Origin of the sequence: Nostoc sp. ChiQUE01b (assembly GCF_034531255.1) — a bacterium.
GTDB lineage: Bacteria > Cyanobacteriota > Cyanobacteriia > Cyanobacteriales > Nostocaceae > Nostoc.
Map to the genome: position 1 here is coordinate 120,589 of NZ_JAVRBM010000005.1, position 12,333 is coordinate 132,921.

The 12,333-nt window shown below is 40.5% G+C and carries 12 protein-coding genes; 6 read left to right on the plus strand and 6 right to left on the minus strand.

The features are described from left to right. Window positions 1–87: 87 nt before the first annotated feature. Together RMY63_RS05485 and RMY63_RS05490 are read right to left on the minus strand one after the other, a co-directional pair. A complete protein-coding gene (locus tag RMY63_RS05485) occupies window positions 88–1,470 on the minus strand; it encodes an aldehyde dehydrogenase (protein ID WP_322727727.1) in 1,383 nt (460 codons plus the stop codon). Window positions 1,471–1,654: 184 nt separating this feature from the next. Further along, window positions 1,655–2,800: a hybrid sensor histidine kinase/response regulator gene (locus RMY63_RS05490; RefSeq protein WP_322727728.1), complete on the minus strand. Its 1,146-nt coding sequence runs from the start codon at window positions 2,798–2,800 to the stop codon at window positions 1,655–1,657. Between the two features lie 348 nt (window positions 2,801–3,148). On the opposite strand from RMY63_RS05490, the gene RMY63_RS05495 reads away from it, so the two are divergent. From RMY63_RS05495 to RMY63_RS05510, 4 genes are all read left to right on the plus strand, one after another. Then, window positions 3,149–4,732 (plus strand): AAA-like domain-containing protein, encoded by a 1,584-nt coding sequence (locus tag RMY63_RS05495; RefSeq protein ID WP_322727729.1) that lies wholly within the window; start codon window positions 3,149–3,151, stop codon window positions 4,730–4,732. Further along, window positions 4,732–6,765 carry an AAA-like domain-containing protein gene (locus RMY63_RS05500; RefSeq protein ID WP_322727730.1) on the plus strand — a complete coding sequence of 678 codons (2,034 nt, stop codon included), beginning with the start codon at window positions 4,732–4,734 and terminating at the stop codon, window positions 6,763–6,765. The genes RMY63_RS05495 and RMY63_RS05500 overlap by 1 nt, the downstream gene beginning before the upstream one ends. Next, the gene (locus RMY63_RS05505) at window positions 6,762–7,358 is read left to right on the plus strand and encodes a hypothetical protein (RefSeq protein ID WP_322727731.1); all 597 of its coding nucleotides are present in this window, start codon (window positions 6,762–6,764) and stop codon (window positions 7,356–7,358) included. Before RMY63_RS05500 ends, RMY63_RS05505 begins: the two co-directional genes overlap by 4 nt. A gap of 105 nt (window positions 7,359–7,463) precedes the next feature. Next, a complete protein-coding gene (locus RMY63_RS05510) occupies window positions 7,464–7,604 on the plus strand; it encodes a hypothetical protein (protein WP_322727732.1) in 141 nt (46 codons plus the stop codon). Here the strand turns inward: RMY63_RS05510 and RMY63_RS05515 are convergent. Both RMY63_RS05515 and ureC read right to left on the minus strand, forming a co-directional pair. Then, on the minus strand, window positions 7,578–8,531 hold the full coding sequence (locus RMY63_RS05515) for a transposase (protein WP_322727733.1): 954 nt from the start codon (window positions 8,529–8,531) through the stop codon (window positions 7,578–7,580). The genes RMY63_RS05510 and RMY63_RS05515 overlap by 27 nt on opposite strands. 3 nt (window positions 8,532–8,534) lie before the next feature. Then, complete coding sequence (ureC, locus tag RMY63_RS05520; RefSeq protein WP_322727734.1) at window positions 8,535–10,250, minus strand: urease subunit alpha; 1,716 nt, start codon at window positions 10,248–10,250, stop codon at window positions 8,535–8,537. A gap of 187 nt (window positions 10,251–10,437) precedes the next feature. On the opposite strand from ureC, the gene RMY63_RS05525 reads away from it, so the two are divergent. Together RMY63_RS05525 and RMY63_RS05530 are read left to right on the plus strand one after the other, a co-directional pair. Beyond that, window positions 10,438–10,650, plus strand: coding sequence for a hypothetical protein (locus RMY63_RS05525; protein ID WP_322727735.1), 213 nt, complete (start codon window positions 10,438–10,440; stop codon window positions 10,648–10,650). Window positions 10,651–10,792: 142 nt separating this feature from the next. Beyond that, complete coding sequence (locus RMY63_RS05530) at window positions 10,793–11,059, plus strand: hypothetical protein (protein WP_322727736.1); 267 nt, start codon at window positions 10,793–10,795, stop codon at window positions 11,057–11,059. Between the two features lie 55 nt (window positions 11,060–11,114). On the opposite strand, the gene RMY63_RS05535 is transcribed toward RMY63_RS05530, so the two are convergent. Both RMY63_RS05535 and RMY63_RS05540 read right to left on the minus strand, forming a co-directional pair. Continuing rightward, window positions 11,115–11,420 carry an urease subunit beta gene (locus tag RMY63_RS05535; protein WP_322727737.1) on the minus strand — a complete coding sequence of 102 codons (306 nt, stop codon included), beginning with the start codon at window positions 11,418–11,420 and terminating at the stop codon, window positions 11,115–11,117. Between the two features lie 154 nt (window positions 11,421–11,574). Further along, on the minus strand, window positions 11,575–12,243 hold the full coding sequence (locus tag RMY63_RS05540; protein WP_322727738.1) for a hypothetical protein: 669 nt from the start codon (window positions 12,241–12,243) through the stop codon (window positions 11,575–11,577). Window positions 12,244–12,333: the final 90 nt, after the last annotated feature.

The window sequence follows — 12,333 nt, forward strand, 5'->3', positions numbered from 1 at the left end:
ATAGTTAAAAGTTAGAAGTTAGGAATTTAGAGTTAAAAATTCATAGCTCATAACTCATAACTCTTAACTCATAACTCCTAACTTTTTTTAACCCAAAAGTTTCTTGATTAGCGGCAATTTGCCCTGATATGGAGCGTATCGCCATTTTAAATCGAGCCAGAAGGAGTTTTGCAATACACTTTTCTTATGGGAAAAGGTGTCAAAGCTAGCTTTACCGTGATAGTTGCCGATACCGCTATCTCCCACTCCACCAAATGGTAAAGACGAGACACCAACCTGCATAACTGTGTCGTTAATACAGACTCCACCAGAGGAAGTTTCTTGCAAAACTCGTTTTTGCAGGTTTTTATCTTGAGAAAATAAGTATAACGCCAAGGGTTTGGGTCTAGAGTTAATCAAGGCGATCGCTTCTGCAATGTCAGTATATTCAATGATCGGTAAAATGGGCCCAAAAATTTCTTCTTGCATTACAGAATCTTCTAGTGAGAGATTATCAATCAGTGTAGGGGCAATATAACGCTCTGAAGCTTGATTTTCTCCACCGATAACAACTTTTCCATCTTTGAGAAAACTCACCAATCTATCAAAGTGTTTTTGACTGATAATCCGGGCATAATCAGGACTGTTTACAGGATTTTCACCATAAAATTCTTTTAAAGATTTTTCCAGACCTTCTATTAAATCTTTTTTGATTGTTTTGTTAACTAAAAGATAGTCAGGGGCGATACAAGTTTGTCCAGCATTAATAAATTTACCCCAAGTAATTCGTCTGACAGTGTGTTCCAGATTAATGTCAGTATCTACAATGCAAGGACTTTTCCCACCCAATTCTAAAGTCACTGGTGTGAGATATTTTGCTGCTGCTGCCATAATAATTTTGCCCACAGCTGTGCCACCAGTAAAAAAGATATGGTCAAACTTTTCTGCTAGTAGTTTTTGACTTGCTTCCACGCCTCCTTCAACCACTGCAAGATAAGCAGGGTCAAAACATTTGGCAATAATTTTAGCGATGACATCGGAGGTATGAGAAGCAATTTCTGAAGGTTTGATAATTGCACAATTTCCGGCTGCGATCGCACCTATTAACGGTGAGATAATTAACTGAAATGGATAGTTCCAAGGCCCAATAATTAAGACAACCCCTAAAGGTTCTGGATAAATTCTGGCTGAGTAGGAAAAAAAATCCCAGGAAACGGCTGCTTTTTGGGGTTTAGTCCAGTTTTGAAGATGTTTGATGGCGTAATCAATATCCTTAACTACGCTGATTTCTGTAAGGTAAGTTTCTACTTCAGGTTTATGTAAATCCGCTTGTAATGCTTCGACTATTGACTGTTCATGCTCAATGATTGCTTGCTTAAGAGTTTTCAATTGTTCAATGCGAAAAGTTACATCTTTAGTTTTGCCCGTTTGAAAAAACTCTCGCTGATTCTGGATAATATTGCCAATGTTAGATAATTCAGTGGTAATCATTGTTTTATCCTTTCAAAAACTATTTAATGCTATTATCTCAACATATTTGACTTGTCAATTTTTAGCGTTTAACTTTCTAATTTTAATTTTTATTTAAATTATCGGGAGATAGTAGTAAGGTTATAAATCATGAATTATCAGAATAAAAAACTCTACAATTCATAATTTATAATTAGTAATTTTATCATATTTTGGTGGGTATAAGCACAATAAATACACTACCTTTGCCCAACTCAGAATTAAGCAGAATACTGCCTTGATGTGCTTCGACAATTCGCCGAGCAAGATACAGTCCTAAGCCACTACCAGAACTCTTGTGACTGCCTTGGCGAAATCGTTCAAATATGGTTGCTTGTTCTTCAGGGGGAATACCCGAGCCGGTATCCGCTATTTCAATTCTAATGTAATCAACGGAATTGGATGTTTCAGAGAACTGAGATTGATTACTTTTGTTGAACTGACGTTGGGAAGTAAAACGAATAGTAACAGACCCGGAGTCGGTAAATTTGATCGCATTTCCGATGAGGTTGGTGAATAGACGATGTAATTCCAAGCGATCGCCCATCACTGTGTTTGTGCTTGACTCTTCAGTAACGTCCAAATTTAGGGACAGTGTTTTATCTTGAGCTAAGGGTGACAATTCTCCAGTCACTTCATCTAGCAATTGGCCCAGATTAACTGGTTGAAATGCCAAACTTTTGCGACCTGCTTCAAAGCGATAAACTTCTAATAAAGTATTCACCATAGAAAGCAGGTTGATATTGCTACGCGCCATGATGGCGATGACTTCCTGCATTTGCGTTGATAATGTTCCCAATGCACCTTGCTGAAATAGCATTAACATGCGATCGGCGGCTACCAAGGGAGTGCGTAAGTCGTGGGTGAGACGGGAGACAAAATCTTCTCGCTGGCGGGCAATTTCATCACGTTCATCCATACTATGCTTCAAACGTAAGAGCGATCGCACTCGTGCCAGTAATTCATCTACTGTTACAGGTTTGCGGATAAAATCATCAGCACCCAAGTCTAGTCCGTGGGCGACGTTGGGCGCATCGTGGGCAGTGATCAGCAATATGGGGATGTATTGCGGCAATTTCATCTCACCTCGAATGTGCTTAGTGACTTCGTACCCATCCATACCTGGCATCATCAGATCGAGCAGAACCAAGTCACAAAGAGAAGCTTTCAATTCTGCCAAAGCCGAAATTCCATTTTCTGCCGTGCTAACCGTGTAACCTTCTTCTTCCAAAATAGTTTTGATCAAAAACACATTATCAGGAGAGTCATCAACAACCAGAATTTTTCCAGAGCGAGAAGATTGTGAAGTCATAAAGTAAATTTTTTGGGAAACTGGTTTACTGGTATAGTTTTTTAGATAGTTCTCTTAAGTAAACTCCTCTAAAGAAAAATTGTTTACCAAGAAATTTATATAAATGTGTTTTAAAAACTACTTTACTTACCTTTTTAGCAGATAGCTACAAGCTAATCGAATTATGGCTCGTAAACTTCTAGAACTGAATACAGAGCATCGCAGTACCATTTTAGTTACCAAATGTATCAGTAGGTAGGGTATCAGCTACTAATAAATTGTTTAGAGAAAAGCATAAACTAGCTTCGGTTCCGTAAATTGCAATAATTATAGTCAAATTTGTCAAAATTTCTGGATATTTATCTGACTATGCCAACTTTGCCAGCAGCCAGCAAAAGCGCTAGATTTTTCATTAGCTACCGCAGCCAAGATCCAGACTTGAGCCTTGCCAAGGATTTTTATGAAGCTATTAAAGCTGCTGGACACGAAGCATTCATGGCGGGGGAGAGTATTCGTCTGGGGGAAAAATGGCCCCAGCGCATCGATGAAGAATTAAAACTGTGTGATTACTTTTTGTTGCTTTTGTCTGAGCGATCGGCAACTAGCGAGATGGTAACAGAAGAGGTGAGACGGGCTAAAGAGTTACGGGATGGCAGCGATCAGCATAAGCCAGTGATTTTGCCGATTCGCGTTAACCTTCCTTGGAGTACGCCACTGAATTATGATTTGCGGGGTTATTTACAACAGATTCAGCAACGAGAGTGGAATTCACCTGCCGATACTCCCAGAATTTTACAGGAAATTTTTAGTTTACTGACAGACGGAAATGCAGAAACATTGGCAGATGGGGAGATGGGGAGAGAAGAAAGTAGTTATTCTTTCCCTTCATCACCCTTTCACCCTCTGACTCTTTCACCGCCTCTACCAGTGGCAGAACCAGAATTGCCTGAAGGACAGGTGGATTTGGCTTCGGCGTTTTATATTGAGCGTCCTCCCATCGAATCTCGCTGCTACGAGGCAATTTTGAAGCCAGGATCTCTGATTCGGATCAAAGCGCCCCGGCAGATGGGTAAAACCTCACTCATGGCGCGGATTCTTTCTCAAGCGTCACAACAAGATTATTTAATCGTGCCTTTGAGCTTTCAATTGGCAGATGGAAAGGTTTTTGCAGATTTGGATAAGTTCCTTCAGTGGTTTTGTGCCAGTATCGGACGGAGGTTGAGGCTACCCAACAAGTTAGCAGATTACTGGGACGATATTTTTGGCAGTAAGGACAATTGCACCGCTTATTTCGAGGAATATCTTTTGCCAGAAATCAACCAACCTCTAGCATTGGGATTGGATGAAGTTGATCGTATATTTCAATATCCCGAAATTGCTAATGACTTTTTTGGACTGTTACGCGCTTGGCATGAAGATGCTAAAAACCGGGATATTTGGAAAAAACTGCGGTTGGTAGTAGTGCATTCTACAGAAGTTTATATTCCAATGAATATCAATCAATCGCCATTTAATGTAGGCTTGCCGATTGAGTTATCAGAATTTAACGTTCAACAGGTTCTTAATTTGGCACAAAGACATGGACTTAATTGGAGTTTGACCCAAGTTGAACAACTAATGGCAATGGTGGGAGGACATCCCTATCTTGTACGAGTGGCACTTTATCATATTGCCAGACAGGATATTACGCTCAATCTGCTTTTGCAAACAGCCCCCACAGAAGCTGGCCCTTATAGTGATCATTTACGTCGGCATTTGTGGAATTTAGAACAGCGTCCAGAATTAGCTGCTGCTATCAAAAAGGTAGTTGCCAATACTAGCCCAGTTCGGTTGGATTCGATACAATGCTTTAAATTACTCAGCATGGGTTTATTACAACAGCAAGGAAATGATGTAACGCCACGTTGTGATTTGTATCGTCAATATTTTTGCGATCGCTTGAGAGTTAGCTGATGAATATAGAACAAAACCCAGCTTATGAATATCAAGTTGGTGGCAGTTTGCCTGCTGATGCTCCTAGTTATGTAGTGCGACAAGCAGATACAGATTTATATGAGGCATTAAAGGCTGGGGAATTTTGTTATGTTCTAAATTCACGGCAGATGGGCAAGTCTAGCTTGCGAGTGCAAATTATGCAACGCTTGAAAGCAGAAGGTATTGCCTGTGCTGCGATTGATCTTTCGGTAAGAGACACCGAATTAAACCAGTGGTATGCAGGCTTAGTCCAAAGGCTAGCGAGTAGTTTCAACCTCTCCGGTAAAGTTAATGTAAGGACTTGGTGGCGTGAGCGAGACCTTCTTTCTCCTATGCAACGATTCAGAGAGTTTATTGATGAGGTGCTACTAGTAGAGATTCATCAAAAAATTGTTATTTTTTTAGATGAAATTGATAGTCTTCTAGGCTTAGATTTTCAAGACGATTTTTTTGCGTTTATACGAGCCTGCTATAACCAACGTGCTGATCAGCCAGAATACAAACGTCTTAGTTTTGCTCTATTTGGGGTAGCAACACCCTCAGATTTGATTCGGGACAAAAACCGGACTTCGTTTAATATTGGTCGGGCGATTGAACTAAATGGTTTTCAGTTACAGGAAGCTGAACCTTTGGCTAAGGGATTAGTGGGCAAAGTTAGTAATCCTCAGGATGTGGTGAGGGAGGTCTTAACTTGGACTGGTGGACAACCATTTCTTACCCAGAAGCTTTGTCAACTCATCCCTGCTGATATAGAAGCGGCTGGAGTTGAAGAATTGGTGCGATCACGCATCATTGAAAATTGGGAATCTCAGGATGAACCAGAGCATTTGAGGACGATACGCGATCGAATTTTCCGGGATGAGCAACATACAGGTAGATTGTTAGGAATTTATCAACAAATTTTGCTCATAGGAGAAGTTGCAGCTTATGAAACTTCGGAACAAATGGAATTGCGACTATCTGGTTTAGTAATTAAGCAGCAAGGAAAGTTAAGACTTTATAATCAAATTTATGCAGCCGTTTTTGATCAAAATTGGGTTAATAAAGCTTTAGCACAGCTACGTCCCTATGGAGAATCGATTATAGCCTGGTTAGATTCTAATTGTCTGGATGAATCACATCTGTTACGCGGCAAAGCATTGCAAGATGCACAAATCTGGGCATCAGGGAAAAGCTTGAGCGATCAAGATTATCAATTTTTAGCTGCTAGTCAAGAACTTGATAAACAAAATATTCAAATTGCTTTAACTGTTAAAGAAGAAGAAACTCGGATATTGGCTGAGGCTAATTACGTACTGACTCAAGCTCAACAGAAAGCTAAACAAATTTTAAACATAACTATTGCCGGATTAATTATAATGTTACCGCTTGGCAGTTTACTCAGCTTTTTAGTTTTTATACCTTCATTTTATAATGCTTATAATCAGCTAGGTTTACTTAACTATGAGGCAGGGAAGTGGAAACAAGCTTTGCAATATTTTAATTCAGCAATTCAATTCAACCCCATTTCCCCTGAAGCTTATTACAATCGCGGAATTGTGCATGATAAACTTAATGATTTTGAGAAGGCTAGGCATGATTATGAAACCGCAAGAAAAGGTGATTTCGATGCAGCATTCAGTAAACTTGCTCGCCTATATATCATAGGAAAAATTCCAGGTAAAAATTCATCCGATGCTGTTAAACTGCTTGAGCCACGCCTAGCTCACAAAATAGAGGATGATGTGAAATCTGATATGCTCAAAAACCTTGGTTGGGCTTGGTTTATGCAAAATCGCTACGACTTAGCTAAAGATTACTTGCAGAGGTCTATTGAGTTAGATAAGAAGCGGTCTACACAAAAATGGCATGGTAGCGCTTACTGTTTATTGGCAGAAGTTCTAGAACAGCAAGGTAGTGAGGATAAAGCTTTGATGCAATGGCAGCAATGTTTCAGCTATCAAGAAGACTTTCCTGAAAATAAAAAATGGTCTGAGAAAGCGATTAAACGCTTGGCTAATAAAAAACTATGAATCATCAAGGTTATATTTCTTTATTCTTAAGCTTAATATTGAAAACGATAAGTATAGTAATTATAAGTAATATAACCGTCAGAACAATGAGAGCCATAGCACAGCAAACACCCATCGCCCGGATTACAAATATTGAGGGAGGCAAAGTATGGGTTGTGAAGAATAGTTCAAAATCAAAAGAGGCAAATCTAGGCGATAATCTGTTTATTGGTGATATGCTGCGGCTAATTTCAGGCACAAAAGTTGTTGTCAAATGCCGTGATGGCAAAGAATATAGGGTCGATAATGTTCTACTTTGGTCTACCAGTATTTGCCGTCAACCTGAAATTTTGGGTAGTGATTTAAACAAGTTAAGAGAAAACTTTAAAGAAAATCCTTATGTATTAATAGTGACTGATGGTGATGAAAAAATTTTAAATAGAATACGTGACGTACCTGGGTTGGAAGATGCTCAGTTTGCTAAAACTAGAAAAGGTTGGAATTATGTTTATATCCGAGCTTATCCTAACAGCAATGAAGCTGAAAGTATGCGTAACTCTTTGAAAAAGCAAGGAATTAGAGCTCGGCTTGTGTATGCACCCAAAGACCTTTGATAATTAACAGAATAGGTTTACTAACTCTTGATTATAAAAAATCTATCATACTGTGATCAGAAAACAAGCAATCACTCATTTTCCAAAGCTTATATCATTCAAGAGTTGCTGAAATTATGCTGTGGAAGGAATTGCGATCGCACTCTCACCATCAAACAAGCGATCGCATTCTCACACAAAGCAGGCGATGTCTGGCGACAAGCCACTATGGATGTACGCTCATCTCCCAGAGGTGAGACTATCTAAAACTTGCTGGAATTCTCCTGTGGAAGGAATTGCGATCGCATTTTTATGAAGCGTTTTTAGTACAGATGGTTCTTCTATCCTATTGATAACTTCCACAATAGAGCTTGGCACTTCTCCAAACCTTGTTTCTAGAACTGTAATTATGCTTTCTCTAGCAGTTTCGACAATTCCTTCTTCTTTTGCTAGCCTTTCAATACTAGTTACGTACCGCATTCTATCTGCCTCCTCGTAACTTCTTACTACTATTTTAAAACTAAGCGCCAACTCTTTTGGCAAAACCATTATCCAGTCGATGAACCGAAATAATTCCCGAATATCTTCCCGGCTATATCCCCGTTCATACAGCCGTCTAACTAGGCTTAGTTTCCACTGTAGCCGATTTTCTGGGTTTCGTTGCGTTGCCTTGGTCTTGAGATGCGCCATCACAATTACACCAAAGGGGTTGGTTGTTTGCTCTAGGGTTTCCCACCTTTGCTCATAGTCCAACAGTTTCGCCACAGGAAACTCTAAGCTAACGCGACATCCGCCCAGTTGATAGCTATAACTGGAAGGTCGCCAATTCGCTTGTTCATCTGCTAAAACTGCTAAACTAATGACTCGCTTTTTATGGCGGTCAAACAAGCGGTAATTATATGTATACATCCTTTCAGCAAATTGGCTGTCATATTGCCCCTGGACTTCCACATGAACCAATACCCAAGCTTCCTCTCCATCCAGTAGCCAAACTTTTGCAACTTTATCGACTAAACGCCGCCCAATTTCTGCATCCGGTTCTAGCTGTTGCAGTTCTGTGTCCAGAAATTCATAAGGTCGCGTCCAGTCGATTTCGGCATAAGCTTGAGTGAAAAAGAATTCCAGAAAGCGGGGAAAATATAGCTCAATAACTTCTTTCCAAGGACTATCGTAATCAGTAAGTTGCTCGGTCATGAATTAAAACAAAAAGTACCTCTGTGCCATTGGTAAAACTGTCGCAGGTTCACAAATCAGCAACTCACCATCAGCCCTGACTTGGTATGTTTCTGGATCAACTTCAATGTGGGGTAGTGCATCATTCAGCTTCATATCCCGCTTACTCAATTGGCGTGTTCCAGAAACTGCAACTGCTGCCTTCTGTAAACCTAGCTGGCTGGGAATTTCTTTCTCTAAAGCTGCTTGGGAAACAAAAGTTAATGATGTGGCATGACGCGCCCCTGCAAAACTACCAAACATCGGTCGCATATACACTGGTTGTGGTGTGGGAATACTGGCGTTAGCATCGCCCATTTGTGACCATGCAATCATTCCGCCTTTAATCACTATCTCTGGTTTCACGCCAAAAAATGCCGGACGCCACAAACATAAATCTGCTAATTTTCCCTCTTCCACTGAACCCACATATTCAGCAATTCCGTGAGCGATCGCCGGATTAATCGTATACTTAGCAACATACCTTTTTGCCCGAAAATTATCTGCTGGTTGCTCAGTTTCTTGTGGATTAAGAGTTCCCCGTTGCATCTTCATTTTGTGAGATGTCTGCCAGGTGCGAATTATCACTTCGCCTACCCTTCCCATCGCCTGGGAATCGGAAGAAATCATACTAAATGCGCCTAAGTCGTGCAAAATGTCTTCGGCGGCAATGGTTTCCCGGCGGATGCGGGACTCGGCAAAAGCGACATCTTCAGCGATCGCTGGGTCGAGGTGATGGCATACCATCAACATATCCAGGTGTTCATCTAAGGTGTTGAGGGTGTAAGGACGTGTGGGGTTGGTGGAAGAAGGGAGAACGTTGGCTTGGCTGCAAACTTTGATGATATCTGGTGCGTGTCCTCCGCCTGCGCCTTCGGTGTGGTAGGTGTGGATGACACGGTTCTTAAAAGCGGCGATCGTATCTTCGACAAATCCGGCTTCGTTCAGGGTATCAGTATGAATCGCTACTTGCACATCATATTCATCGGCAACGCTGAGGCAAGTATCAATTGCTGCGGGTGTGGTTCCCCAGTCTTCATGCAGCTTTAACCCCATTGCACCGGCGGCTACTTGTTCTACAAGTCCTTGGGGTTGACTGGCGTTACCTTTGCCCAAAAATCCTAAGTTGACGGGAAAAGCATCAGCAGCTTGCAACATTCGGTAAATATTCCAAGGACCGGGGGTACAGGTAGTGGCATTTGTACCGGTAGCCGGGCCAGTACCACCGCCGATCATAGTGGTAATACCGGAAGCGATCGCCACTTCAATTTGTTGGGGACAAATAAAATGAATATGGGCATCAATACCACCAGCAGTGAGAATCATTCCTTCACCAGCTAAGGCTTCAGTTCCGGGGCCAATAATAATATCTACATTATCTTGAATATAAGGATTTCCGGCTTTACCAATTTTAAAAATCTTGCCATCTTTAATGCCGATATCTGCTTTGACAATACCCCACCAATCGAGAATTAAGGCATTAGTAATTACTAAATCTACAGCACCATCTGCGTTAGAAATTGGGGATTGTCCCATCCCATCTCTGATGACTTTACCGCCGCCGAATTTTACTTCATCGCCGTAGGCGGTGAAATCTTGTTCAACTTCAATAAATAATTCTGTGTCTGCAAGTCGGATGCGATCGCCTACTGTTGGCCCATAAGTTTCGGCGTAGGCGCGGCGATCCATTCTGTAAGGCATAATGCTACTCCTGATGATGGTGTTGATTTTAATATTTATTTTTCAGCAACCTTATGGAGATAAGGTGATAATTTTTGTATAACTTGATATTTTGACGATGGCAGTAAATTTAGGGAAATAAATATTAAGGCGCTTTCGAGAATTTGGGTTTATGCTATAACTGAGCGTTCTTGGAGGCGTAGACAGAATGACTTTAGCAGATGTAATTTCCATAGCTCGAAAGCTTTCTCCATCAGAAAAGCTCAAGCTAATTCGTATCCTTGCCGAAGATTTAGATACAGTCGAGGATATTTCTCCATTAGAACCCTTCAAAACCTACGATTTACCTACTCCTTATAATAGCTTTGTAGCTGCTGCAGTCATGATGGAAGCACTCAACTCACAGAATTCCAGTCATTAAGCTGTATGCGATTCAATTATTCCACTACAAGTTCCACTTAAAACGAATTTGATAGCTTACCCAGAATTCCCCTAGTTTTAGTCGAGAAAATCACAGCATAGAAGTAAATGGTTTAGTTGATAGCGGTGCTACTGTCAATGTTATGCCTTATCAACTAGGGCTTCAGTTGGGTGGGATTTGGGATGAGCGTAAAGCTATTATTCAATTGGTAGGAAATCTCAGCAATCAACCTGCTATAGCATTTTTCGCAAGGGCTGAAATTAGCAATTTTCTACCTGTGCAGTTAGTATTTGCATGGGTAAGCAGTCTTAACGCTCCTTTAATTCTTGGACAAACTAATTTTTTCTTGGAATTCGATGTTTGTTTTTACCGTTCCAAATTGGAGTTTGAAATTAAACCTATTCAATAAGCTTTTTTAAACACAAAGGGATGCTAAGGGAAGCGCAGAGGTTCGCGGAGGGTTTTTAGAGGTTTCCGTTAATTTTGGCGTTGAAGCCGTAGACTTGGCGAGTACCAACGAGGGGGACTAGAGTTATTTCTTTTTCGTCGCCTGGTTCAAAGCGAACTGCGGTTCCGGCGGGGATATCGAGGCGCATTCCTCTGGCTTGTTCTCTGTCAAAGTTTAAGGCGGTGTTAACTTCATAAAAGTGATAGTGGGAACCGATTTGTATGGGGCGATCGCCTGTATTTGACACTTGCAATTTTATAGTTGGACGACCAATATTTAGTTCAATTTCACCTTCTGGTGTAATGATTTCTCCTGGGATCATGTTCAATCAACCCAAATAATTTAAATTAGGACTTACACACACTCTGCGAATTCCTGACGTTGTTCTTTTCCTTCGCGCAGCGTGTCGCAGACAGACGCTTCTCTACGAGAGGCTTCGCCAACGCGTTGGCGGACTCTCTCATAGAGAAGGAGTCTTAGCGGTTCGATGAGTTAAGCTTTTTAGCTATTTTTGCCGAATTTTTGTTAACTTTTAAAAAGTTTGCTTGTTGACCCTTGAGGTCTGTAAAAGTTTCAATAATGTCAGTTTCAAATTTGAATGGAAAGTTAAATTTTGATTTCCACGGATATTTAATTTGCTGTTCTTGCCACCGTAGATGTTCCATTTTCCAGGAATTATGGTAATCCAAAAAATCTAGATAACTGTTTGGCATTATTTCACCTTTAATTAAGTGTGTTTTTGACATCAAAAGCTTTTTGATTTTTTCGTGGCGAGGAAAAGCATCTTTTTCTATCCAAAAAACCCACAGTTTAATTTCTTCTTCGTCTCGCAATGGGAAAATTATACGATCATCTTTTTCTACTACTTTCAGAGATCCTGAAGTATGTTTTTTGCCCCGCATTTCTGTTAACTTTTCTACTAAATCTGTATAGGTACGTCTACCTTCCCAAATCAGAAAAGCAAGTGGCCCGTATAATTCTTCTAGCTGCTGCTCAGTATATTTTAACGATGCAGTTGTCTGCTGATTTTCTCTGTCTCTGTTGCCAGACATAATGTGATTAACTATTCCGGCGACAACGGCAAAGGCAGTAGTTATGGCAGTGGTTATAATAGTTGCTGTAAAGCCAGTGTTTCCTGTAATCATTGCCTTTATACTTGATGATAGTCAAGCAGTATACTTCTAATAATGTGTTAAATTATATACTTTATTAATCAATGTCTATAAAAGACTTTT

What these genes read in the sequence shown, in the direction of transcription:
- RMY63_RS05485 (WP_322727727.1), bottom strand. Translation starts at nt 1,470, where the DNA reads ATGATTACCACTGAATTATCTAACATTGGCAATATTATCCAGAATCAG.
- RMY63_RS05490 (WP_322727728.1), bottom strand. Translation starts at nt 2,800, where the DNA reads ATGACTTCACAATCTTCTCGCTCTGGAAAAATTCTGGTTGTTGATGAC.
- RMY63_RS05495 (WP_322727729.1), top strand. Translation starts at nt 3,149, where the DNA reads ATGCCAACTTTGCCAGCAGCCAGCAAAAGCGCTAGATTTTTCATTAGC.
- RMY63_RS05500 (WP_322727730.1), top strand. Translation starts at nt 4,732, where the DNA reads ATGAATATAGAACAAAACCCAGCTTATGAATATCAAGTTGGTGGCAGT.
- RMY63_RS05505 (WP_322727731.1), top strand. Translation starts at nt 6,762, where the DNA reads ATGAATCATCAAGGTTATATTTCTTTATTCTTAAGCTTAATATTGAAA.
- RMY63_RS05515 (WP_322727733.1), bottom strand. Translation starts at nt 8,531, where the DNA reads ATGACCGAGCAACTTACTGATTACGATAGTCCTTGGAAAGAAGTTATT.
- ureC (WP_322727734.1), bottom strand. Translation starts at nt 10,250, where the DNA reads ATGCCTTACAGAATGGATCGCCGCGCCTACGCCGAAACTTATGGGCCA.
- RMY63_RS05525 (WP_322727735.1), top strand. Translation starts at nt 10,438, where the DNA reads ATGACTTTAGCAGATGTAATTTCCATAGCTCGAAAGCTTTCTCCATCA.
- RMY63_RS05530 (WP_322727736.1), top strand. Translation starts at nt 10,793, where the DNA reads ATGCCTTATCAACTAGGGCTTCAGTTGGGTGGGATTTGGGATGAGCGT.
- RMY63_RS05535 (WP_322727737.1), bottom strand. Translation starts at nt 11,420, where the DNA reads ATGATCCCAGGAGAAATCATTACACCAGAAGGTGAAATTGAACTAAAT.
- RMY63_RS05540 (WP_322727738.1), bottom strand. Translation starts at nt 12,243, where the DNA reads ATGATTACAGGAAACACTGGCTTTACAGCAACTATTATAACCACTGCC.